Origin of the sequence: Neisseria sp. CCUG17229 (assembly GCF_047839235.1) — a bacterium.
Taxonomy (GTDB): Bacteria; Pseudomonadota; Gammaproteobacteria; order Burkholderiales; family Neisseriaceae; genus Neisseria; species Neisseria brasiliensis.
On the sequence record NZ_CP181247.1, the window covers coordinates 537363 to 562332 of the forward strand.

18 protein-coding genes, 1 CRISPR repeat array and 1 riboswitch are annotated in these 24970 nt (G+C 50.3%); of the genes, 16 read left to right on the top strand and 2 right to left on the bottom strand.

Annotated features, from left to right (window positions below; all coding sequences use genetic code 11):
* Window positions 1-8 precede the first annotated feature (8 nt).
* The 6 genes from cas5c to cas2 all read left to right on the top strand — a co-directional run bounded on the left by cas5c (window position 9) and on the right by cas2 (window position 5775).
* Window positions 9-752 carry a type I-C CRISPR-associated protein Cas5c gene (gene cas5c / locus ACM67B_RS02575; RefSeq protein ID WP_416190028.1) on the top strand — a complete coding sequence of 248 codons (744 nt, stop codon included), beginning with the start codon at window positions 9-11 and terminating at the stop codon, window positions 750-752.
* The gene (cas8c, locus tag ACM67B_RS02580) at window positions 749-2851 is read left to right on the top strand and encodes a type I-C CRISPR-associated protein Cas8c/Csd1 (RefSeq protein ID WP_416190029.1); all 2103 of its coding nucleotides are present in this window, start codon (window positions 749-751) and stop codon (window positions 2849-2851) included. The genes cas5c and cas8c overlap by 4 nt, the downstream gene beginning before the upstream one ends.
* Before the next feature lie 22 nt (window positions 2852-2873).
* Window positions 2874-3710, top strand: a complete 837-nt coding sequence (gene cas7c / locus ACM67B_RS02585) for a type I-C CRISPR-associated protein Cas7/Csd2 (protein ID WP_416190030.1) — start codon at window positions 2874-2876, stop codon at window positions 3708-3710.
* Window positions 3711-4382, top strand: coding sequence for a CRISPR-associated protein Cas4 (gene cas4 / locus ACM67B_RS02590; protein ID WP_416190031.1), 672 nt, complete (start codon window positions 3711-3713; stop codon window positions 4380-4382).
* Entirely contained in the window at window positions 4383-5396 is a 1014-nt protein-coding gene (gene cas1c / locus ACM67B_RS02595) for a type I-C CRISPR-associated endonuclease Cas1c (protein WP_416190032.1), read from the top strand. It abuts the gene before it with no gap.
* 85 nt (window positions 5397-5481) lie between these two features.
* On the top strand, window positions 5482-5775 hold the full coding sequence (gene cas2, locus ACM67B_RS02600) for a CRISPR-associated endonuclease Cas2 (protein WP_100563183.1): 294 nt from the start codon (window positions 5482-5484) through the stop codon (window positions 5773-5775).
* Window positions 5776-5963: 188 nt separating this feature from the next.
* A CRISPR array of direct repeats spans window positions 5964-11779; the repeat unit is 32 nt; unit sequence CCAGCCACCTTCGGGTGGCTGTGTGTTGAAAC.
* Between the two features lie 183 nt (window positions 11780-11962).
* Here the strand turns inward: cas2 and ACM67B_RS02605 are convergent.
* Window positions 11963-12445, bottom strand: a complete 483-nt coding sequence (locus ACM67B_RS02605; protein WP_095502869.1) for an Lrp/AsnC family transcriptional regulator — start codon at window positions 12443-12445, stop codon at window positions 11963-11965.
* Window positions 12446-12696: 251 nt separating this feature from the next.
* Window positions 12697-12794: riboswitch (glycine riboswitch) on the top strand.
* Between the two features lie 220 nt (window positions 12795-13014).
* On the opposite strand from ACM67B_RS02605, the gene gcvT reads away from it, so the two are divergent.
* The 7 genes from gcvT (at window position 13015) to gcvP (ending at window position 20894) form a co-directional block, all read left to right on the top strand.
* Entirely contained in the window at window positions 13015-14115 is a 1101-nt protein-coding gene (gene gcvT / locus ACM67B_RS02610; protein ID WP_416190033.1) for a glycine cleavage system aminomethyltransferase GcvT, read from the top strand.
* 61 nt (window positions 14116-14176) lie between these two features.
* Window positions 14177-14305 carry a hypothetical protein gene (locus tag ACM67B_RS02615; protein ID WP_416190034.1) on the top strand — a complete coding sequence of 43 codons (129 nt, stop codon included), beginning with the start codon at window positions 14177-14179 and terminating at the stop codon, window positions 14303-14305.
* Between the two features lie 39 nt (window positions 14306-14344).
* Complete coding sequence (gene gcvH, locus ACM67B_RS02620; RefSeq protein ID WP_416190035.1) at window positions 14345-14728, top strand: glycine cleavage system protein GcvH; 384 nt, start codon at window positions 14345-14347, stop codon at window positions 14726-14728.
* Between the two features lie 68 nt (window positions 14729-14796).
* The gene (locus ACM67B_RS02625; RefSeq protein ID WP_416190036.1) at window positions 14797-15348 is read left to right on the top strand and encodes a DNA-3-methyladenine glycosylase I; all 552 of its coding nucleotides are present in this window, start codon (window positions 14797-14799) and stop codon (window positions 15346-15348) included.
* A 141-nt stretch (window positions 15349-15489) separates the two neighbouring features.
* Window positions 15490-16662: an MFS transporter gene (locus ACM67B_RS02630; RefSeq protein ID WP_416190037.1), complete on the top strand. Its 1173-nt coding sequence runs from the start codon at window positions 15490-15492 to the stop codon at window positions 16660-16662.
* Between the two features lie 53 nt (window positions 16663-16715).
* The gene (locus ACM67B_RS02635; protein ID WP_416190038.1) at window positions 16716-17948 is read left to right on the top strand and encodes a chloride channel protein; all 1233 of its coding nucleotides are present in this window, start codon (window positions 16716-16718) and stop codon (window positions 17946-17948) included.
* Between the two features lie 96 nt (window positions 17949-18044).
* Window positions 18045-20894 (top strand): aminomethyl-transferring glycine dehydrogenase, encoded by a 2850-nt coding sequence (gene gcvP / locus ACM67B_RS02640; RefSeq protein WP_416190039.1) that lies wholly within the window; start codon window positions 18045-18047, stop codon window positions 20892-20894.
* 103 nt (window positions 20895-20997) lie between these two features.
* Here the strand turns inward: gcvP and ACM67B_RS02645 are convergent, their stop codons facing one another.
* Window positions 20998-22140 (bottom strand): extracellular solute-binding protein, encoded by a 1143-nt coding sequence (locus ACM67B_RS02645; RefSeq protein WP_416190040.1) that lies wholly within the window; start codon window positions 22138-22140, stop codon window positions 20998-21000.
* A gap of 311 nt (window positions 22141-22451) precedes the next feature.
* On the opposite strand from ACM67B_RS02645, the gene rpsT reads away from it, so the two are divergent.
* From rpsT to ACM67B_RS02660, 3 genes are all read left to right on the top strand, one after another.
* Window positions 22452-22715: a 30S ribosomal protein S20 gene (rpsT, locus tag ACM67B_RS02650; RefSeq protein ID WP_416190500.1), complete on the top strand. Its 264-nt coding sequence runs from the start codon at window positions 22452-22454 to the stop codon at window positions 22713-22715.
* Between the two features lie 241 nt (window positions 22716-22956).
* Window positions 22957-24099 carry a phospholipase A gene (locus ACM67B_RS02655; RefSeq protein WP_416190041.1) on the top strand — a complete coding sequence of 381 codons (1143 nt, stop codon included), beginning with the start codon at window positions 22957-22959 and terminating at the stop codon, window positions 24097-24099.
* 160 nt (window positions 24100-24259) lie between these two features.
* Window positions 24260-24958, top strand: coding sequence for a DUF502 domain-containing protein (locus ACM67B_RS02660; RefSeq protein WP_416190042.1), 699 nt, complete (start codon window positions 24260-24262; stop codon window positions 24956-24958).
* Window positions 24959-24970 lie beyond the last annotated feature (12 nt).

The following is a 24970-nucleotide window of genomic DNA, read 5'->3' on the forward strand; positions in this document are numbered from 1 at the left end:
GAAATGTGATGAACAACAAAAATACATTCCGCAGTAAACCGTTCTGCTTCCGTGTCTGGGGACGGCAGGCGTTGTTTACCGACCCCGTCACCAAAATCGGCGGCGAAAAATTCAGTTATCAAGTGCCGACTTATGAAGCGCTTAAAGGCATTTTAAAAAGCATTTACTGGAAACCGACCCTGATTTGGCACATCGACCGCGTGCGGGTGATGAAAGCGATCCGTACCCAAAGCAAATCCACCAAACCGCTGGATTGGAACGGCGGCAACACACTGGCGATTTACACCTTTCTGCAAGACGTGGAATATCAGGTAGAAGCGCATTTTACCTGGAACGAAAACTGGGAAGAACTCAAAGGCGACCGTAATGAAGGCAAACATACCGCGATTGCCGAACGAATGCTCCATCGTGGTGGTCGACAGGATATTTTCCTCGGCACCCGCGATTGTCAGGGCTATGTCGAACCATGTGAATTCGGTTCAGGTAAAGGCTTTTACGATGAAATCGACAATCTGGATTTCGGGTTGATGTTCCACAGCTTCGGCTATCCGGAAGAAACGGGCAAACATGAGCTGATCAGCCGCTTTTGGAATGCCGGTATGCAGCGCGGCAAGATTGAGTTCCCAAGCGTGAATGACGTTTCGGGCAGCCTGAAAACCCGCTTTATCCGAAAAATGAAACCCGAAAAACCGTTTAAACGCGGTGAAAACGTGAAGCCTGTGGAAGACGAGACTAAGGAGTTGGGATTATGAGCTGGATGCAGAAACTGTATCGGACGTATGAATTTGTCCAAAACCAAGGATTGGATGATGAAGAATTAGCATTGCCTTTTCATCTGTCCAAAGCGGTTCACTTGAAAATTGTTCTAAACGACAAGGCGGAATTGGTGCGGGCAGAACGGTTTGAAGGCAAAAAGCAGGTTCCTATTCAAGTAACTGAAAAATCGTCAAAACGTTCCGGAACAACGATTGCAGCATACGCGTTACACGATGGTTTGCAATATATCGCCAAGACCGCAAAACGATATTTGACGATTGAATATCTTTCCAAAATAGCGGAAAAAACCAATGGCAAAAAATGGAAAGAATTTCTTGCAGGCACTGACGAGGAAAAACAAAAATTTGTCGATGCGGAAAAAGCAAAATATCAAAGCTGCTTTGAATTTTATGAGAAGCAACTATCCGATTGGGCTGAGTTTAGCCATTTGCAGGAGATAAACATTGTCTTGCGGTATATCCAAAAAGGTTCGCTGATTGAAGATTTGATCGAGAAAAAATATTTTTCTTTTGAAGATAATATTCTGTTATCTGTTAAAGATGATCCGTTTGGTCTGACGATCGTATGGGCAGTGGAAATGCCTGATGACCCTCATTCCGATTTATGGAGCAAAGGTAATATCAAGAACCAATGGATTAAATACCAAGAAAATCAATCTGAACAAGGCAATAAAAATAAAGCGTTATGTTACGTAACCGGAGAAGAAGATTATCCGGTAGAGGCATATCCGAAAATCGACGGTAATGCCAAATTAGTTTCTGCTAATGATGATACCGGATTTACTTTTCGGGGCAGGTTTTATGGAGATAAAGACAATGGAGAAAAATCTGAGCTAGGTAGCCAGGCTGTGACTTTGGGAAGAGATGTTTCTCAAAAGGCATTCAATATATTGAAATGGTTGATAAAACGTCAAGGTCTCAGCAATGGTGATCAAAAAACAGTTGCTTGGGCAATTAGCGGTAAAGAAATTCCCTCCCCGATGAAAGATTCTTTTGGTGTGATTGACTGGGACAATTTAGATACGAGTGCGGTTGAAAGTGAAACTGAAATTGATATGCTGTTTGAAGAAAAAACTTCAAGCAAAGATTGGTCAAGTAATGTTGGGAAGCCGGCAGCAGAAATTATCAAGAAAAAACTGCATGGTTATAAAGCCGAACTGGAAGAGCATGAGCAAATTTCTTTGTTAATGGTAGATAAATCAACGGATGGTCGCATGGCATTAACTTACTATCAAGAATTCCTGCCTGCTGATTACTTCGCTAATCTAGACGCATGGGTAGACGATTTTGCCTGGTATCAACGCCTCAGTATTGAAAAGAAAAACAGCAAAAAAAACGACAAACAAATCTGGCCGGTACTGCCGCCTTCGCCTTTTGACATCGGCCACGCCGTTTACGGAAAGGCATTGAGCGATACCCTGAAAAAACAGCTCTACGCCCGATTATTACCTGTGATTGCCGGCGGCAGACAAGCGCCGATCCCATACGATTTGGTACAGAAAAGCTTTCAGACGGCCTGCAACCCTTATGCACATCATCGCCCTGAAGATGGAGAAAAAATTCGTCATACAAACTGGCAACGCAATATCGGTGTCGCCTGCGCCTTATATAAAGGCTGGCGCGCCCGTCATCATGATTTATCACAACGGAGAATTTACCTTATGAGTTTAGACAAAGAAAACCGTTCGCGCGATTATCTGTTCGGCAGATTATTGGCGGTGGCGGAAAAATTGGAAAGTAAGGCTTTAAAAATTGCCGATGAAAATCGATCAACTAACGCCGAAAGGTATATGCAGCGTTTTGCTGTGCGTCCTCTAAGCACTTGGTTGCAAATCGAGCTCGGACTCGAACCCTACAAAAACCGCCTGCGCAGCAACCGCTATATAGGATTTTTACGCAATCGGGAAAAAGAGATTGATGAAATTATGTCGGCACTGAACGAATTGAACAGCCCGCTGGACAAACCGTTGGACGGCGAATTTCTGCTTGGTTATCACAGCCAAAAAATGGCTTACCGCAACAGCTCAAATACCACGTCTGAACAAGATGAACAAGAGCAAACCGAAACCCATTAACCCCCTTATGGAGATGAATAAAATGTCTTTAACTAAAAAAATCGATTTCGCCCTGATTCTTAAAGTAACCAATGCCAATCCCAACGGAGATCCCTTAAACGGCAACCGCCCGCGTACCGATTTTGCCGGAATCGGCGAAATGACCGATGTTTGTTTAAAACGCAAAATTCGCGACCGTCTACAAGACAGTGACGAAAGAATTTTTGTTCAGGCTAATGAACGCAAAGATGATGGAATGGGGAGTTTGAAAAATCGTTACGATGCTTTTATTAAATACCTAAAAAGTAATGATAAAGAAGAATTGAAAAAAGACCAAATTGCACATGAGGCTTGTAAAAAATGGGTAGATGTTCGTAGCTTTGGGCAAGTATTTGCTTTTAGTGGAAAGGATGAGGGGGGTGTTTCAATCGCTGTAAGGGGGCCTGTAACCATTCATTCGGCATTCAGTATAGAACCGATAAACATTACTAGTACACAAATCACCAAAAGTGTAAATGGTGATGGAGACAGTGATGTGAAAAAAAGCTCGGACACCATGGGCATGAAACACCGCGTGGACAGCGGAATTTACGTTGCCTTCGGTGCCATGTCGCCGCAACTTGCCGAACGCACCGGTTTTTCTGACGAAGACGCTGACAAAATCAAAGCCGTGCTCACCAAACTGTTTGAAGGCGACGCATCTTCCGCCCGTCCTGAAGGTTCAATGCAGGTATTGAAACTGATTTGGTGGGAACACAACTGCAAATCAGGCCAATATTCATCTGCCAAAGTACACGGTAGCTTAACGGTAAATCCTGACGGAAGTTACCAACTGGAGAATCTTGAAGGATTGCAGCCACAGGAAATTGAAGGTTTCTAAATGTCGATTGATTTGCCATCCACTACGCAAATCCCAGCAGCAGGGCAGAATAAAGAATATGACCAACGTCAGATTTCCCTATCCGCCCTGCAGCATTACGCCTTTTGCCCGCGCCAATGCGCATTGATTCACAATGAGCAGGTGTGGGCAGAGAATTTTCTCACCGCGCAAGGGCGTACTTTGCATGAGCGTGTCGATTCGGGCGAGCCGGAAACCCGCAAAGGCGTGCGCTTTGAGCGCAGCGTGCATGTGTCGGCAGAAAAGTTGGGCGTGAGTGGTATTGTCGATATGGTGGAACACGACTTGCAAACAGGCCGTCTGAAACCTGTGGAGTACAAGCGCGGCAAACCAAAGCCGACGGCGATGGACGAGATTCAATTATGCGCCCAAGCTTTGTGTTTGGAAGAAATGACCGGGCAGTCGATTGATGAAGGGGCATTGTGGTATATGCAAACCCGTCATCGCGTGCCTGTATTGTTTTCAGACGGACTCAGGGCACAAACGCTGGCAGCGATCGAACAGGTACGGGCGTTACTGGAAAGCGGGCAAACGCCGCTGGCAGAATACGGTAAACATTGTCAGGCATGTTCGCTGTTGGATATTTGTGAACCGAAATTGTTTGGGCAGGATCGGTCGGTAAAATATACAGAAGCGTTATTTGGAGAAAGCTAAATGAAAAAACTCCAAAACACTCTCTACATCACCACGCAAGGCTCTTATCTTCATAAAGAACGGGAAACCTTGGTCGTGGAGCAAGAGCGTAAAAAAGTGGCGCAGTTGCCGATTCATTCCATCGGGCATATTTTCTGTTTCGGTAATGTGCTGGTGTCGCCTTTTTTAATGGGGTTTTGTGGTGAAAATAACGTCAATTTGGCGTTTTTTACCGAAAATGGGCGGTTTTTAGGGCGCTTGCAGGGGCGACAGAGTGGCAATGTGTTGCTGAGGCGAGCGCAGTATCGGCGGTCGGAAAGCGATCCTGTACCGATTGCGCGTAACATTATCGCTGCCAAAATTCAATCCACTAAGCGGGTGTTGCAACGTCAAATCCGCAATCATGGGGAGAATGCCGATATTCAGACGGCCATTACGGCTTTGAATTTCAGCGTGCAGCAATTGAAGCTTGCCCATGATTTGGATGTGATACGCGGGATTGAAGGCGATGCGGCGGCGCGTTATTTTGGGGTGTTTCAGCATTTGGTTAATGAAAAAAGCGGTTTTGTGTTCGACGGCCGCAACCGCCGCCCGCCGCGCGATGAAGTCAATGCGTTGTTATCATTTACATACAGTATTTTAGGCAAAGATATCAGTGGTGCGCTGCAAGGCGTGGGGCTGGATCCGCAAGTGGGCTTTTTGCATGTGGATAGGCCGGGGCGCGACAGTTTGGCACAAGACATCTTAGAAGAATTCCGCGCTTGGTGGGCGGATAGGTTGGTGTTGTCGCTGATTAACCGCGGCCAAATCAAGCCGCAGGATTTTACCCGTGAAGCAGGCGGCGCAGTAGTTTTAAAGGCTGAGGCGCGCAAATTATTATTTCAAACCCTGCAGGCAAAGAAACAGGAAAAAATTCTTCATCCTTTTTTGCAGGAAGAAGTGGCAATCGGTTTACTACCGCATATTCAGGCCATGCTGTTGGCCAGACATTTGCGTGGCGATTTGGCCGAATATCCGCCATTTTTAATGCGTTAGGCAGGGTATGCTTTAGGCCGTCTGAAAATAAGTGGAAGAAACAATATTCAGACGGCCTCTGCTGTTGATTAATAGGGAAAGATTGATGTTAATGCTGATTACTTACGATATTTCATTGGAAGATGCGCAAGGCCAAGCCAGATTGCGGCGAATCGCCAAACACTGCCAAGATTACGGCGTGCGCGTGCAATTTTCGGTATTCGAATGCGACATTGCCCCCGATCAATGGGTCGTGCTCAAAGACAAACTGCTCAAAACCTACAACCCCGAAACAGACAGCTTACGCTTTTACCATTTGGGCAGCAAATGGCGCAGAAAAGTCGAACATCACGGCGCCAAACCGGCGGTGGATATTTTCCAAGATACATTGATTATCTGAATCGCTGACCACTGGTTCTCATGAAATCATCAGGAAGTTAGCGATTGAGAAATGTTCTTTAAAAATGAGGACTTATTTTTGATTAATGCCTTTTGCAGGAGTGTGCTATAATTTTTTCGGCTCTCTTGAATAACGCTAGCGAATCAGTGCATTATCTGCCTTGATTGGTAAGGATTGTACAAGGGGCTCCAGCCACCTTCGGGTGGCTGTGTGTTGAAACTTCATACAGCATCTCTCCATGCAGATCGGAAACAGCCAGCCACCTTCGGGTGGCTGTGTGTTGAAACAGTCCTTAGTCCAACACCTAGGGTTGCCTTCCCGACCAGCCACCTTCGGGTGGCTGTGTGTTGAAACTATACCACTGGTAACACCTCAATGTACGACATCATCCAGCCACCTTCGGGTGGCTGTGTGTTGAAACCGTAAGGGGGGATTTATACCCGCCACCACTCCCACCCAGCCACCTTCGGGTGGCTGTGTGTTGAAACCTCTTCAGGAATCTGAGGTACAACCACTTCATAATACCAGCCACCTTCGGGTGGCTGTGTGTTGAAACTCAACGAACTCAACATCAACCCCGCCTTGCAGCGCCAGCCACCTTCGGGTGGCTGTGTGTTGAAACACCTGCCAGGTGGCGCTGCGTGTGTATGGTGACCCCCAGCCACCTTCGGGTGGCTGTGTGTTGAAACTCTTCAAACTACGCATTTACCAACCAATCACTGCCAGCCACCTTCGGGTGGCTGTGTGTTGAAACATTGCCCTAGGCTACAAGATTGGCGGCGCACATACCCAGCCACCTTCGGGTGGCTGTGTGTTGAAACGTGTTGACGAGAGCAGCAGTCCGAACCGACCACAGCCAGCCACCTTCGGGTGGCTGTGTGTTGAAACAACCGCATTAGCGATGCTAAATTGTACATCAGCAGCCAGCCACCTTCGGGTGGCTGTGTGTTGAAACAGCGGAAAGATTACCTGAATAGATAAAGTCAATCCCAGCCACCTTCGGGTGGCTGTGTGTTGAAACAAATTCGCCCTTAGGTGGTCTGGTTACTTTTTCCTCCAGCCACCTTCGGGTGGCTGTGTGTTGAAACAAGTTCCCGTGCAGATAAACCGTCATCATGTTCACACCAGCCACCTTCGGGTGGCTGTGTGTTGAAACCATGCTCAATTTCTCAAGCAACGCGCGGAAATGCCAGCCACCTTCGGGTGGCTGTGTGTTGAAACCGACACGAAAATCCAAGCCTCGGCGAATAATGCAGCCAGCCACCTTCGGGTGGCTGTGTGTTGAAACTTCCACGCCACCATGGCGGGCGACGTCTCGCTGTCCCAGCCACCTTCGGGTGGCTGTGTGTTGAAACCTCTTGTTCGGCAGCTGCTCTGGTTGACTGATACCCAGCCACCTTCGGGTGGCTGTGTGTTGAAACACCCAATAAATCAATGATTTCCGCAACCTGTGCCCAGCCACCTTCGGGTGGCTGTGTGTTGAAACCAGTCTGTAGTTATCACCTTCTTCCCGCATGAGCCAGCCACCTTCGGGTGGCTGTGTGTTGAAACATTCCGAATCGGTTTGTTACTTCGGGAATAGGCAACCAGCCACCTTCGGGTGGCTGTGTGTTGAAACATCTGCACTGGTGACGTGACGAGTTGCTTTCAACCAGCCACCTTCGGGTGGCTGTGTGTTGAAACACTCAAGACGGTTTTAAACCGCCTTGATAAGGTTCCAGCCACCTTCGGGTGGCTGTGTGTTGAAACAAGTTCAAACCTAATAGCCTTCAGGAGCGCTGTACCAGCCACCTTCGGGTGGCTGTGTGTTGAAACCTCATTCCGCCCTCATAATTTTGAATACGATACAGCCAGCCACCTTCGGGTGGCTGTGTGTTGAAACGCCAACCGAGTTGTCGGTCAAACTTCAACGATTGCCAGCCACCTTCGGGTGGCTGTGTGTTGAAACCGCTCGGGCTTTGTCGTTGTCTGCAACAGTCTTTCCAGCCACCTTCGGGTGGCTGTGTGTTGAAACAAATGGAAATGGGCGCATATTCTGAATTGAGTGAACCAGCCACCTTCGGGTGGCTGTGTGTTGAAACCCTCACCAAATTGGAAGTTAATTCTAGCTACTTCCCAGCCACCTTCGGGTGGCTGTGTGTTGAAACAAGGTATTCACTATCCACTAATAGGTTAACACCACCCAGCCACCTTCGGGTGGCTGTGTGTTGAAACTTTTAAATTGAATCGTGATTGTTTGTTGTTTTGACCAGCCACCTTCGGGTGGCTGTGTGTTGAAACTACGCTTCGATACATGCCATCCCCTTAAATCTTACCCAGCCACCTTCGGGTGGCTGTGTGTTGAAACATACCCATGCCGCACGTTCCTGCCATGCGGTAATCCAGCCACCTTCGGGTGGCTGTGTGTTGAAACCTGATTGCTATTCAGCAGGGCGGTCAGTTGCGTGCCCAGCCACCTTCGGGTGGCTGTGTGTTGAAACGTTTTGACCAATACGGGATTTGGCAGCACGTAACCCAGCCACCTTCGGGTGGCTGTGTGTTGAAACCTTTGGTTTGTTGTTTCGATAGCTGCAACCGAAGCCAGCCACCTTCGGGTGGCTGTGTGTTGAAACAGGTTTCGGCATGGGCGGAAACGCGTGTTGGGGCCCAGCCACCTTCGGGTGGCTGTGTGTTGAAACATCGACCATCGCGCTTGTGATGGTCTGCTTGCCTACCCAGCCACCTTCGGGTGGCTGTGTGTTGAAACAATGCCTTAACCGCTTGTTGCTGCGGCTTCGACAACCAGCCACCTTCGGGTGGCTGTGTGTTGAAACTTGCCATCGGGCATGACCTTAGGGACATGTGTGTCCAGCCACCTTCGGGTGGCTGTGTGTTGAAACTCTTCAAACTATGCATTTACCAATCAGTCACTGCACCCAGCCACCTTCGGGTGGCTGTGTGTTGAAACTCCAAGCTGGCCGAGCCGGTAAGCAGGGGGAGCCCCCAGCCACCTTCGGGTGGCTGTGTGTTGAAACCACGGTTCGCTCTCAGCAGCACGCATTTCCCAAAGCCAGCCACCTTCGGGTGGCTGTGTGTTGAAACATCGGCATGGTGTGGCCGCCCGACCGGTTGAAATCCAGCCCCCTTCGGGTGGCTGTGTGTTGAAACCACACCAACCCAGCTCTCGGCGTCCACCTCTTTCCAGCCACCTTCGGGTGGCTGTGTGTTGAAACCCATAAAGTAAGGCCGCCTGAAATTCAGACGGCCCCAGCCACCTTCGGGTGGCTGTGTGTTGAAACCCGAGAAGCCCAGCAGCGAGCAATCAACGACATGCCAGCCACCTTCGGGTGGCTGTGTGTTGAAACCCCTTAATCTTGTAGGAGGTGGAATGACAGTATCACCAGCCACCTTCGGGTGGCTGTGTGTTGAAACATTTCTAATTCAAAAATTCTTTCTCAATCCGCACACCCAGCCACCTTCGGGTGGCTGGGTGTTGAAACTCCTTCGGGACTGGCTTTTTTTTATGCCGCCACATCCAGCCACCTTCGGGTGGCTGTGTGTTGAAACTGCTACAGTAATTTGCATTTCTCCTCCCTCCTACTTCCAGCCACCTTCGGGTGGCTGTGTGTTGAAACATACGTTGCGATGACCGGATTGCCGTCATCATCCCAGCCACCTTCGGGTGGCTGTGTGTTGAAACATTGTCGGCAAACGCCGCCACATCGTGCAAGCTCACCAGCCACCTTCGGGTGGCTGTGTGTTGAAACCCGCCGGAGGCTTTTCAGCGGCAGATTTGGGAAACCAGCCACCTTCGGGTGGCTGTGTGTTGAAACGGCAGCAACCATTTTGACTACATTGACACGCCGGAAGCCAGCCACCTTCGGGTGGCTGTGTGTTGAAACGCACAGATGGACGATGACTTTGTCGGCTTGGTGCAACCAGCCACCTTCGGGTGGCTGTGTGTTGAAACAGTTGGTGGCCCGAAAAAAGCCTATGAATACTACGCCAGCCACCTTCGGGTGGCTGTGTGTTGAAACTTGTTTGAAAACGCCGTGGGTTAATGCAGTGGGCCAGCCACCTTCGGGTGGCTGTGTGTTGAAACTTCAATTTCACCGGCGGCCAAGCCGTAAAACTTTGCCAGCCACCTTCGGGTGGCTGTGTGTTGAAACTTCGACACCGACCATCCGGTCAACAGCAAAACAGCCAGCCACCTTCGGGTGGCTGTGTGTTGAAACACACCGGCAACGGCGGAAACGATGGCAGCAAGACCAGCCACCTTCGGGTGGCTGTGTGTTGAAACATTAAACCATTGGGCTGACGAGGCCGCGCCATCCCCAGCCACCTTCGGGTGGCTGTGTGTTGAAACTTGGTTGTATGCGCCTCGGCAATGGTTCGCCTGCCCAGCCACCTTCGGGTGGCTGTGTGTTGAAACCTCGACAACGTAGTCGATGTTTTCGGACTGGTAGCCAGCCACCTTCGGGTGGCTGTGTGTTGAAACTGCACGATGTTGATTTTGCTCAAAAATGCGGAGCTCCAGCCACCTTCGGGTGGCTGTGTGTTGAAACGCCGACGAACGAAACGCGCGTTTTGTCCAGGCCACCAGCCACCTTCGGGTGGCTGTGTGTTGAAACAAGAATAAAACGTTTATTCAAAGCAGTAGCGATGTCCCAGCCACCTTCGGGTGGCTGTGTGTTGAAACCACGCCCAAATTCGGCATTATCGGCTTCAGAATCCCAGCCACCTTCGGGTGGCTGTGTGTTGAAACATCTGCCCGTAGGCGGTTGGTTGTTGTGGTAGGCCCAGCCACCTTCGGGTGGCTGTGTGTTGAAACCTCACCAATCTTAATTTCAACACGCAGCCGCTTAACCAGCCACCTTCGGGTGGCTGTGTGTTGAAACAATTTTTTTAACATCGGCCGCAAAGTCGCGTGATCCAGCCACCTTCGGGTGGCTGTGTGTTGAAACAATAGAAGCAGAAACGTCTGCCGCATGGTGGATCCAGCCACCTTCGGGTGGCTGTGTGTTGAAACGCCGACCAGCATTTCATGCTCGTCTTCGTCCTCTCCAGCCACCTTCGGGTGGCTGTGTGTTGAAACCCGGCAGTGTGTTTGCCGAACTCATGAAAAAATCCAGCCACCTTCGGGTGGCTGTGTGTTGAAACTACGCTGCGCGTAACCGACACGCCCGTCCAACCGCCCAGCCACCTTCGGGTGGCTGTGTGTTGAAACCTGCGTCCAACCGGCTACCGTTACCGATAAGCTGGTCCAGCCACCTTCGGGTGGCTGTGTGTTGAAACCAGCGTGAAAGCCAATAAAGCACCTTCGCCGCCACCCAGCCACCTTCGGGTGGCTGTGTGTTGAAACTGCTGCTTGGATGATTTTTGTCGGAGCTATTTTTACCAGCCACCTTCGGGTGGCTGTGTGTTGAAACGTCTTAATCAAACAGGCCGTCTGAAATTCAGACCCAGCCACCTTCGGGTGGCTGTGTGTTGAAACCGCGTTTCGGCGGGTTTCGGCGCAATCGCCGCGCCAGCCACCTTCGGGTGGCTGTGTGTTGAAACACCGCTCACCGTATCGATGGTGTAGTTTTCGCCTCCAGCCACCTTCGGGTGGCTGTGTGTTGAAACCGCCATTACGAATATATCGGTCGCTAACCTTAGGCCCAGCCACCTTCGGGTGGCTGTGTGTTGAAACTGCAAGCCGTCGAAGCCATCGCAGATGCGGTGACCAGCCACCTTCGGGTGGCTGTGTGTTGAAACCACCGCCGATTCATACAGTGAGCGCAACAGCGGCACCAGCCACCTTCGGGTGGCTGTGTGTTGAAACATATTTATTACCCCATCTCCATCATCTCTTGCGCCGCCAGCCACCTTCGGGTGGCTGTGTGTTGAAACTGCGTCCTAAGCTTCAAACATGGGATGTGTAGAACCAGCCACCTTCGGGTGGCTGCGTGCTGAAACAGGTAACAATAACCGCGCTGTTTGCCCAGCGTAAATCAGCCACCTTCGGGTGGCTGAATGTTAAAATACAGAAAAATACGGCGCACTTTGGCTGTATTGCACCACAAAGAAAAGGCCGTCTGAACATTTCAGACGGCCTCAGCTACTGAGCCATTTTCTTTGAAGTGAACTCGTTAAAGTATTTGTTTAAGCTTCTATAAGGACAAACGGTTGCTTTGAGAAGAATATATTTAAATAGGAATATTTTCTTTTAGTCTTGCTGCAAATGCGACAGCGGCAGGGCGGTAGTGTTTTTGATTTCTTTCAGCACAAAGCTTGATTGTGCATCTTGCACGCCGTGGTGTGACAATAGGGTATCCAGAACAAAATGGGAGAACGCGTTCATATCGGTGAAAAAGGCGTGCAGCAAGTAATCGGTTTCACCGGTCAGCGCAAAGCAGCTCAACACTTCAGGCCAGTTTTGCACTGCTTGCGAAAAATCATCACGCGCATCAGCCGCTTTGCTGATGGAAACGCGGATAAATGCTTGTAAGCCTAATTCAACGGCAACCGGCGACAATAAAGCCGCATATTTGCGAATGATGCCGGCATCTTCTAATTGTTTCAGACGGCGTAAACACGGAGAAGGAGAGAGGGCAACACGTTCGGAAAGCTCGACATTGGTCAGGCGGCCGTTTTCCTGCAAAACCTGTAAAATTTTAAGGTCTGTTTTATCCAAAGTGATTTGAGCCATTTATTATCTCCCTTTATTCGTGTGGCCTGCGTGTTAAAAAAAATGAAGGATAACAGTTTTTTATAATCTTAAGCTAAATAAACTTAACATACAATAGTTCAATAAAATAATCTTTACAAAAATAATCTGTGTTAAAAACCGAAAATCGGGCAAAATTAATTTAATCATGCTATTAATATTTTGTTGTTAATAGGTTGCATAAAAATAATCCCAAAGAATGCTTGCCCCGAAAAAAGAATCACGCCATAATCAAAAAACGTGCAGGAGAGCGCTGCTGATCCAACTACCGGCAGCCACCGAAGGCGCAGATGCCCTTAAATCGCTCAGGTAAAAGGACTGCTCGTTGAAATAAAACATCTGGAGAGCGGCACGATATTGCATCATGCCCACCGAAGGGGAGAAGGCCGTCTGAACCACCATTCAGACACCCGTTGCCAAATGGCGCGCAATGAGCAGATTGCGGTCGAAACGACACGGCGCCGAAAATCTCAGGTTCAAGGACAGATAGGGTCATACGCGCAGATAAAAACAGCAACGTGCGATGACGCTAATATACTGGAGAACTTGATATGACTGCCCCCAACATCACCCCTTTTCATCAAAACCATATCGAAGCAGGCGGCAAGCTGGTTGATTTTGCCGGCTGGGAATTGCCTGTGAATTATGGTTCGCAAATCGCCGAACACGAAGCCGTGCGCACCGATGCCGGTATGTTCGACGTATCCCATATGCTGGTTACCGATGTGGCCGGCGAACAAGCCAAAGCCTTTTTCCGCAAATTATTGGCCAACGATGTGAATAAATTAGCCTTTGTTGGTAAAGCCTTGTATTCTGCTTTGCTGAACGACAACGGCGGCGTTATCGATGATTTAATCGTTTACCGCATGAACGAAGCCGAAACGCAATACCGTATTGTGTCCAACGGTGCGACCCGCGAAAAAGACAGCGCCCAATTCCAAAAAATCGGCCAAGCCTTCGGCGTAAACTTAACGCCGCGCACCGATTTGGCGATGCTGGCTGTACAAGGTCCGAAAGCGGTTGAGAAATTATTGAGCGTCAAACCCGAATGGGCGGCGCAGGTAAACGCGCTCAAACCATTCCAAGGCCATGATTTCGGCGGTGATTGGTTTGTTGCCCGCACCGGCTACACCGGCGAAGACGGCGTGGAAGTGATTTTACCGGCAACCGAAGCATCTGAATTTTTCAAAGCCCTGCAAGCGGCAGGCGTGCAGCCTTGCGGTTTGGGTGCGCGCGACACCTTGCGCATGGAAGCAGGCATGAACCTGTACGGCAACGATATGGATGACGACACCAGCCCGCTCGAAGCCGGTATGGGCTGGACGGTGGATTTAAAAGACGAAGCCCGCGATTTTGTCGGCAAGGCTGCTCTGGTTGCGTTGAAAGAAAAAGGCGTGGCGGTGAAACAAGTCGGCCTGCTGCTGGATAAAGGCGGCGTGTTGCGCGCAGGCATGGAAGTGGTCACCGACAAAGGTAACGGCATCACCACCAGCGGCGTGTTTTCCCCAAGCCTGAAGCAATCCATCGCCATCGCACGTGTGCCGAAAGATTTTGACGGCGAAGCGGCTAAAGTATTGATTCGCGGCAAGGAAGTGGATGTACGCGTATTGAAACTGCCGTTTGTACGCAACGGTCAGAAACAGTTTGACTGATTAAGTTTCAGACGGCCTAATGATGAGTGAGGCCGTCTGAAAAATAGTGGAAGCACAATAAGTGAAACAAAATATCATTTTTTTACTGATTTTTTCGGTATGCCTGAATTTAGCCGGCTGCGATGCCAAAGACCGCTGTTTGGATCAGGGCGGCAGCTACAACGAAGCGACCGGAAAATGTGAAAAATAATGTCAGAGTTTAACCTAACCTACTTTTGGAGAACACAAAATGAGCAATATCCCAGCAGAATTGAAATACGTCGCCAGCCACGAATGGTTGCGCAAAGAAGCCGACGGCACGGTAACGGTCGGCATCACCCATCACGCGCAAGAATTGTTGGGCGACATCGTGTTTATCGAATTGCCTGAAGTCGGCGCCAACTTGGCGGCTGAAGAACAAGCCGGTGTGGTGGAATCGGTGAAAGCCGCATCCGATGTGTACGCCCCGATTGCCGGTGAAATTGTGGCCGTCAACGATGATTTGCCAAGCGCACCGGAAACTGCCAACAGCGATCCATATGGCAAAGGCTGGTTCTTCAAAATCAAACCGGCTAATCCGGCTGATTTAGACGGCTTGCTGACTGCCGAGCAATACGCTAACGAAGTCAATTAATCCGCTGTAAAAGGCCGTCTGAAAACAAACTACTTTTTCAGACGGCCTTTGTGCATTAAAGAAACACCATGAATTATTGCGATTTCGCCAACAGCCTGCCGCCCGATACCGACGACCCGAACAAGCATTACCACGATCATCAATACGGGTTTCCCGTTGATGATGACAATGCGTTGTTTGGTCGATTGATTTTGGAAATCAACCAAGCCGGTTTGAATTGGACGCTGATGCTGAAGAAGCAGCACGCGTTTCAGACGGCCTATGCCGGTTTTGATATTGCCAAAGTAGCGGCGTTTGATGAACACGATATCGAAAGACTGTTGAGCGATGCAGGGATTGTGCGCAACCGTTTGAAAATCAATGCGGCTATTGATAATGCGCGCGCGATTTTGCGTTTGCAGGCCGAATACGGTTCGTTTAAAAACTGGCTCGATGCCCATCATCCGCGCGAGAAAGCAGCGTGGGTGAAATTGTTTAAGCAGCATTTCAAATTTGTTGGCGGCGAAATTGTCGGTGAATTTTTGATGAGTACCGGTTATTTAAAAGGTGCGCATGACGAGCGTTGCCCGATTTATCGGCAAACATTGGCGGCGGGCGCAAAATGGGCTGAGGCCGTCTGAACAGGCCGGTGTTGATTTTCAGACGGCCTGTTTATTAGAGAACAACCGGCTTCCACTTAGGCGGAGGTCGGATAAAAAATAAAATAATTCAAATAAATAGACTAAAATACCAACATAAAAACACACGCAAAGAACTCTATCATGAAACTGAACGGCCTTTTAAAAACCGCTATTTTGCTGACCGGTATGTCGGCATTCTTGCAGGTGTATTCCGTGCAGGCGGTGTTGCCCGTGTTGATGGCGGAGCTGAATGCCACGGCGGTGCAGGCGGGTTTGTCGGTGGGGGCGACGGTGTTGGGCGTGGCTTTGATGTCGCCGTTTATGGGCATGTTGTCGGATGCCTTCGGGCGCAAGCTGTTTGTGGTCGGGTCGCTGATTTATCTGGCTTTGCCGACCATGCTGCTGGCGTGGTCGCCGAATATTGAAATATTTACGCTGTTGCGTTTTTTGCAGGGCTTGGCGGTGCCGGGAATTACGGTGGTGCTGATTGCCTATATCGGCGAAGAGTTTACTCAAAACGAAGTCGTGCAGCTGATGACGATGTATGTGTCGGGCACGGTATTGGGTGGCTTTCTCGGTCGTTTTCTGTTGGGTTATCTGACGGAATGGTTCGACTGGCGCACGGCGTTTTATGTGATGGCGGTGTTGAGCTTGGCTTGCGCGGTGTTTGTGTGGAAGCAGTTGCCTAAATCGCAGAATTTTGTGCCGAAACCGAATTTTCAGACGGCCTTGAATACGCTCAAATCGCATTTGCACAACCGCTATGTGTTTGCCGCATGTTCGTTGGGCGGCTGCGTGCTGTTTTCCTTGGTGGGCTGCTTTACCTACATCAACCTGCATTTGGCCGATGCGCCGTATCGCTTGAGCAGTAGTGCCTTGGCGAACATTTTTGCCGTGTATCTTATCGGCATGGTGATTACGCCTTTATCGGCCAGACTGATGACGCATTTTGGCAGCGTGAAAACGATTTTGCTGGCGGTGGGCGTGTCGATGACAGGTGTGTTGCTGACTTTGGCGACTGATTTGCCAGTGATTATTGTCGGGCTGGTGTTGATGTCTTCGGGTGTGTTCATCACGCAGGCGGCGACCATCAATTATATTGCCGCCAATGTGAAAGAAGGCCGCTCGCTGGCATCGGGCTTGTATTACATGGCGTATTACAGCGGCGGCACGTTCGGCGCGTGGCTGTGCGGTTTGGCATTTAAGGCTGCCGATTGGCATGGCGTGGTATGGGCGTTATTGGCGGTGCAGGTGTTGGCCATCGCCATTGTGTTCAAAGGTATGATCAACAGGCCGTCTGAAACTGTTGCTTAAATGAATCAAACGGATAGCGTTTTTGCTTATCTGTAAAAAACTGAATTAAAACAATGAATGTATTAAAACTTAACGTACGCTTCCTTTCTTCTTTGTTGGTCATCGGTGTGGTCGCCGGCTGCATCGGCGTGTTGTTTACCGTGTTGCTGCATACCATACAGCATTATGCGTTTGGCTATGGCTTTCTCGATGCGCATATGTCGTTTCGCGAAGGGGTGGAACAAGCCACGCCGGTGCGCCGTTTGTGGGTGTTGCTCGCATGCGGTTTGGTGGCCGGTGTCGGCTGGGTGATGGTGCACCGCTATTGCAAACCTTTGGTGGAAGTGAAAAACGCATTAAAAGGCGAAGCGATGCCGTTTCGCGCGACCACTTGGCATGCGTTGCTGCAAATCGTTACCGTGGGCATGGGCTCGCCTTTGGGTCGTGAAGTGGCGCCGCGCGAAATGAGCGTGGCCGTGGCGGAAAAATGGTCGGGTTATCGCGGCTTATCGGCCGATGAACGCCGCGTGTTGCTGGCTTGCGCGTCGGGTGCGGGCTTGGCGGCGGTGTATAACGTGCCGTTTGCGGCGACGATTTTTATTTTGGAAACCTTGCTGTTGAGCTGGGAAACGCCGTTGGTGGTGGCGGCTTTGATGACCAGCGGCACGGCGGCGATGGTCACGCGTACGGTGTTGGGCGATGTGGTGCAGTATGTGGTGCCGCAAATTCCGTTTGAACATTCATTGGTTGGCTGGGCATTGGTGGCGGGGCCGTTGATTGCGCTGGGTGTGTACGCGTTTGACCGCTGCGTATTAAAGCTGCCAAAGCTACCACGCAAAAGCCCGAAGATGATTGTGTTGTCGGTGGCGTGCTTCGGCCTGATTGGCGCGGTGTCGATGTATTACCCAGGTATATTGGGCAACGGCAAGGCGGGCAACCAATTGACCTTTGCCGCGTTAATCGACTGGGAATACGCCACGGGTTTGCTGGCGGCGAAATGGCTGGCAGTGATTTTGGCAATGTTGGCCGGTGCTTATGGCGGCAGGCTGACGCCTTCGATGATGCTCGGCGGATTGTTGGGTTTGCTGTTTGCCGTGGCATGGAATGTGTATTTTCCAGTGGTGCCGTTGGGTGCGGCGGCGTTTGTCGGCGCGGCGGTGTTTTTGGGTTTGTCGCAAAAAATGGTACTGACCGCGCTGGTGTTTATGTTGGAAGTATCGCGCTTTTCGACAGCGTATTGGATGCCCTTGTGCGTGTGCATGGTGGGCGGTTTGTTTGTGTATCAAATGCTGCAAAGAAAAGCATAAAGATGAATGTTTTTTCAGACGGCCTTTATGAATAATCAGGCCGTCTGAACGCTGATTGATGGGCTAATGGCCTGCCTGTTTAAAAGGAGTAAATAGATGAAACTGAGTGAATTATTTGATAAAAACGAATTTTCCGCGCGCCACATCAGCTTTCGCGACCAAGAAGCGCTGTTGGCGGCGCTCGGCGAAAAAAGCATGGCGGATTTTGTTGATCACACCGTGCCGCAATCGATCCGTATGCCGTCTGAACTCGATTTGCCCGAGGCGCTGACCGAAGCCGAAGCCTTGGCCAAAATCAAATCGATTGCCGCGAAAAACAAAATCAACAAATCCTACATCGGCTTGGGCTATTATCCGACCCGTTTGCCGAATGTGATTGTGCGCAATGTATTGGAAAACCCGGGCTGGTACACCGCCTACACGCCATACCAAGCGGAAATCGCGCAAGGGCGTTTGCAGGCTTTGCTGAATTTCCAGCAAGTGTGTATCGATTTGAGCGGTTTTGAAGTAGCTGGTGCTTCTTTGTTGGACGAAGCAACCGCCGCTGCCGAAGCAATGGCGATGGCCAAGCGAGTGGGTAAATCTAAATCCAACCGATTTTTTGTCGATGAACGCGTCTATCCGCAAACGCTGGACGTGATGAAAACGCGCGCCAAATATTTTGATTTTGAATTGGTGGTGGGCGATTTTGCCGCAGCGGCTGAAGGCGAATATTTTGGCGCTTTGTTGCAATATGTTGGCAAAGACGGTGATGTGGTCGATTTGACTCAAGTGATTGGCCGTCTGAAAGAAACCGGCGCGATTGTGGCGGTAGCGGCTGATGTGATGAGCTTGGTGTTGCTGAAATCGCCTGCCGAACTGGGTGCCGACATTGCCTTGGGCAACACGCAGCGTTTCGGCGTGCCGATGGGTTTCGGTGGGCCACACGCCGCGTATTTTGCTTTTAAAGACGAATTCAAACGCTCGGCTCCCGGCCGCATCATCGGCGTATCGAAAGATGCTTCAGGCAAACCGGCCTTGCGCATGGCTTTATCGACCCGCGAGCAGCACATCCGCCGCGAAAAGGCCACGTCCAACATCTGCACAGCGCAAGCCTTGCTGGCAAATTTGGCCGGTATGTATGCGGTTTATCGCGGCCCCGAAGGCGTGAAGCGCATCGCGCAACGCATTCATGCGCTGGCTTCCGCGTTTGCCGATGCCTTGGTTTCAGACGGCCTGAAAGTGGTGCATGAAACTTTCTTTGATACCGTTTTGGTTGAGTGCGGCGATAAAGCCGCTGACATTTATCAAAACGCTTTAAACGCAGGCTACAACCTGCGCCGAGTAGGCGAAAGCCAAATCGCCGTGGCGTTTAGCGAAGAATCAACCGTGGGCGAATTGGCGGTATTGGTTACTTTGTTTACCGGCAAAACCGACGTTGATTGCAGCGGCGAAGTCACAGGCCGCCTGAAACAAAACCTGTTGCGCCAAGACGAAATTCTCACACACGAAGTGTTCAACCGCTACCACACTGAACACGAAATGCTGCGCTACCTGAAAAAGCTGGAAGAGCGCGACTTGGCGATGAACCGCAGCATGATTTCACTTGGCAGCTGCACCATGAAACTCAACGCCACCAGCGAGATGATTCCGATTACCTGGCCGGAATTTGCCAATCTGCATCCGTTTGCGCCGAGCGAACAAACTGAGGGCTACCGCGAATTGCTGCAAGGGTTGCAAACCCAGCTTGAAGCGATTACTGGTTTCGATGCCATCAGCCTGCAACCGAATTCCGGCGCTTCAGGCGAATACACCGGCTTGCTGGCCATCCGCCGCTACCACGAAGCCAACGGCGACATCGAGCGCAACGTCTGCCTGATTCCACAATCGGCGCACGGCACCAACCCTGCCACTGCCGCCATGCTGGGCATGAAAATCATCGTGGTGAAAACTGATGAAAACGGCAACGTCGACGTGGCCGATTTGCAGCAAAAAGCCGAAGAAAACAAAGACCATCTCGGCGCGCTGATGATTACCTATCCATCCACCCACGGCGTGTACGAAGAAGGCATCCGCGACATTTGCCGCATCATTCACGACAACGGCGGCCAAGTGTATATGGACGGCGCCAATATGAACGCCCAAGTCGGCATTATGCAGCCGGCGGAAGTAGGTGCCGACGTGTTGCACATGAACTTGCACAAAACCTTCTGCATTCCGCATGGCGGCGGCGGCCCGGGCATGGGGCCAATCGGTTTGAAAGCCCATCTGGCACCATTTGCCCCAAGCCATGTTGTTGCGCCGGTTGAAGGTGCAACCGAAGGCATGAGCGCCGTATCCGCCGCGCCTTATGGTTCGGCAGGGATTTTACCGATTACATGGATGTACATCACCATGATGGGCAAACAAGGTATGCGCCAAGCCACCGAATGGGCGTTGCTCAATGCCAATTACGTCGCCCAAGCCTTGAGCGAAGACTATCCGATTCTCTACACCGGCAAAAACGGCCGAGTGGCGCACGAATGTATCGTTGATTTACGCCCGCTTAAAGCCGAAAGCGGCATCAGTGAAACAGACATCGCCAAGCGCCTGATGGACTACGGTTTCCACGCACCGACCGTCTCCTTCCCCGTGGCCGGTACGCTGATGATTGAGCCGACCGAATCGGAAAGCAAAGCTGAACTCGACCGCTTCATCGCCGCACTCAAAGCCATCAAGCAGGAAGTGTTGAAAGTGCAAAACGGTGAGTGGCCGAAAGACGACAATCCGCTGGTCAACGCGCCGCATACCTCGTTTAACGTCACCGCCGAAGAATGGACGCACCCATACAGCCGCGAAGAAGCCGTCTTCCCGCTGGCTTATGTGCGTGAAAACAAATTCTGGCCAAGCGTGAACCGTGTGGATGATGTGTATGGCGACCGCAATTTGGTGTGTTCTTGCCCGCCGATGGAAGCGTATGAGGATTGATTTAGGTAGGGCAGGTATGAACCTGCCTTATGTTGAAGCATAGAAAATGCCGTCTGAAAAATATTTTTCAGACGGCATTTTTAGTGAACAAAACTAAAGTAGATTAGTTAGTGCCCACTTTGATTTTTTGCCACAGGCTGACGGTCAGTTTCTTCGCATCAGAACCCATTTGCGGCATTACGAAACCGTTTTGTATGTCTTCCGCAGTTGGGAAGATTGAGCGGGTTTCAACCAACTCTTTCGGCATTTTTTCACGCGCCGGCAAGCTGGCAGGGGCGAAGGTTACGGCAATACCGTTTTTCGCTGCGATGTCGGCATCCAAAGTGTAATTGATGTATTTGTGGGCATTGTCGATGTTTTTCGCATCGGCAGGAATCAACCAAGATTCAATCCAGAAGCCCATGCCTTTAGGAGTCAAGACTTCGATGCCGATGTTGTTGTTAACTTCTTCCGAACGGGCTTTGGCCAAGTTCAGGTCGCCACCGTTACCGGCTGCCAAACACACGTCGCCGCGTGCCAATTCGTCAATTACTGAAGGGCTGAAGCGTTTAACGTCAGGACGCACGGCTTTCAATACTTCGGCTGCGGCGTTGATGTCGTCGGTGCTGGTACCTTTAGGATCTTTGCCCAAGTAGTTCAACACAATCGGGAACATTTCAGACGGCGTATCCCACAAGGCGATGCCGCATGATTTCAGTTTGTTGGTGTATTCTGGTTTGAATAATAAATCCCAGCCGTTTTCAGGCAATTGGCCGCCCAGCAGCTCTTTACCTTTGGCGGTAATGGCCAAAGTGTTCACGCCTGAGAAGTAAGGCACAGCGTATTCGTTGCCCGGGTCGGCTGTTTCCAGCATTTTCAACAGCTCAGGGTCGATATTTTTGTAGTTTGGAATCAGGTCTTTATTAACTTTTTGGTAGGCACCGGCTTCAATTTGGCGCGGCAAAAAGGCGATACCCGGTACAACGAGGTCGTAGCCTGATTTGCCAGTCAGCATTTTGGCTTCGAGGGTTTCGTTGTTTTCATACAAATCGTAGGTCAGCTTCAAATTGTTTTGTTTTTTGAAGTCTTCAACGGTGGTTTCGTCCACGTAGTTTGACCAGTTGTAGATATTTAAGGTATCGGTAGCGGTTGCTTCAGCATTGGCAGCAGGCGCGCTGCCTGCTTGAGGTTGCTCGGCTTGTTTCTCGCCACCGCCGCACGCGGCCAGTGAAAATGCGGCCAATACGGCTAATACGGATTTTTTCATACGGGTTGGTTTCCTGATGAAAGAGTTAAAATTAAAAAGCAACAGACTTGCCCCATAAAACACCCCGGCAAGCTGCAAGGCCATTGTAATGTAAGCTTAATCAAAATCAAAGCCATATCGGGAAATTTATGCAAAAAAAATTCTATCGCCAGCTTTGGAAAGGTGGGGAAGTGGCAGGTGGGTGGTGTGGTTTTTGGGCGAACACACGGCGCGAATCGGTAAGTTTGCAGAGAAAAGACTTGCATATAGGGGCAATCGTCTTTAAAATTGCGCGTTTACAGAATTTATTTTTCATTCAGGAGATATTCAATATGGCAAACAGCGCACAAGCCCGTAAACGTGCCCGCCAGTCGGTTAAACAACGCGCCCACAACGCTAGCTTGCGTACCGCATTCCGCACTGCAATCAAAAAAGTGTTGAAAGCTGTTGAAGCTGGTGACAAAGCTGCTGCTCAAGCAACTTACCGCGAATCAGTAAAAGTGATTGACCGCATTGCTGATAAAGGCGTGTTCCACAAAAACAAAGCTGCTCGTCACAAGAGCCGTTTGTCTGCTAAAGTAAAAGCCTTGGCTTAATCTTTTGCAGCCAGCCGCATAAGGCGGCAACTCTGTAGGTGGCGACACCTGCACTAAGCGATTGCCCCTGACCGCGAAGGTATTTCAGGGGCATTGCTGCATCTTACAGACAGTGATTATTTTTCAGACGGCCTAATTAAATCCATGCCGTCTGAAAAATAAGAACGCATATCGGGTGAATTCGGATAATCCGGCCAAGCAAAAAGCCGGCGGGTTTGGCGGATTGACATAAACGGTGAACATGATGTTGAAACATTATTTATGGGTAGGGGCAGGTTGCGTATTGGCTACGCCAGCTGCTTGGGCTTTGGACGCGGCAGCCTTGCAATGCGCCGCCATGACCGATAACGCCATGCGTTTGGCTTGCTACGATAAAATTTATGCGGCGCAGTTGCCGCCTGCGCAACCAGTGGCAACTTTGGATACCTTAGAAACCAAGCAGCCGGTGGATTTGGCGCAAACGGTCAATGCCAGCATTGAAAATAAAGAAACCACCATTGTTTTCGATGAAAAGGCCGATGATTTGCTTTCTGAATCCGCATTGCGTGATGCGGCTGAAGCCTATACGCCTTTGAGCATAATGTATGATTTGGATGCCAATGATACGCGTGGTATTTTGACGGTGCGCGAGCATAACCCAATGTATCTGATGCCTGCTTGGTATAATTCCAGTCCGAATTACTATCCGGAATCGCCTTCGCGTGGTGTGACCACGGAAGAAAAGTTTACCGAGCAAAAACGCCTTGAAGCCAAAATGCAGGTATCGTTTAAAAGCAAGCTGATGGAAGACGTGTTTAAAACGCGTGCGGATTTGTGGTTTGGCTATACGCAAAAATCTGATTGGCAGCTGTATAACCAAGGCCGTAAATCGGCTCCGTTTCGCAATACCGATTACGAGCCGGAAATTTTCCTGACCCAGCCAGTGAAGCTTGATTTGCCGTTTGGCGGTAAATTGCGCATGGTGGGTGCCGGTTTTGCCCATCAATCCAATGGGCAGAGTCGACCGGAGTCGCGCTCGTGGAACCGTATTTACGCCATGGCCGGTATGGAATGGGATAGATTGACCGTGATTCCACGTGTGTGGGTGCGCACCGATGCGAGTGGTGATGAAGACGATAATCCGGATATTTCCGATTACATGGGTTATGGCGATTTGAAAGTGCAATACCGCTTAAACGATAAGCAAAATGTTTATTCTGTGTTGCGCTACAATCCGAAAACTGGTCACGGTGCGGTGGAAGCGGCCTACACCTTCCCGATTAAGGGTAAACTTAAAGGCGTGGTGCGCGGTTTTCACGGCTATGGCGAGAGCTTGATCGACTACAACCACAAGCAAAACGGCATCGGTTTCGGCCTGATGTTTAACGATTGGGACGGCATTTAAACCGCGGTTGGCGACAGCAGTTCAGCAGGTTTGTGCGCATGGCCGATGCAAGCATGAGCGTTTATGCCACAAACCATGAAAAACACTCGTTTCTTACCGCCCAAACGCGTATAATAATGCGTTTGGGCGGTCATATTGCGTATTTGACGGATAGGAAAACATGGCAGAGCAACCAGCGGAAAGCGGTAAAATTGCTAAATCATTGAAAAGATACCTGATTACGGGTGTTTTGGTGTGGCTGCCGATTGCGGTCACCATTTGGGTGCTTACCTACATCGTCACCGCCGCCGACCAATTGATTAATCTCTTGCCGGCGCATTGGCAGCCACAGCATTTCTTAGGCTTCAATATTCCCGGCTTGGGCGTGATTGTGGCGATTGTGGTGTTGTTTGTCACCGGCCTTTTTGGTGCCAACGTTTTGGGCAAACGCATCATTTCCGCTTGGGATGGCATACTCGGCCGCATTCCGGTGGTGAAATCGATTTATTCCAGCGTGAAAAAAGTGTCGGAATCTTTGCTGTCCGACAGCAGCCGATCGTTTAAAACGCCCGTACTCGTGCCTTTTCCGCAGCCGAATATTTGGACGCTGGCCTTTGTTTCCGGCCATATTCCCGATTCGGTCAAAGCCTCGCTACCGCAAGGGGAAGAATACGTTTCAGTATATGTGCCGACCACGCCCAACCCAACCGGCGGCTATTACATCATGGTGAAAAAAAGCGATATCCGTGAGCTCAACATGAGCGTGGACGAAGCCCTGAAATATGTGATTTCGCTGGGCATGGTGATGCCTGATGAGCATGTGCCAAAAGTATTGGTAGATGATGCGGGCAAGCCTTTATCGGAACCTAATCAACATTAAGTAATTCAGGCC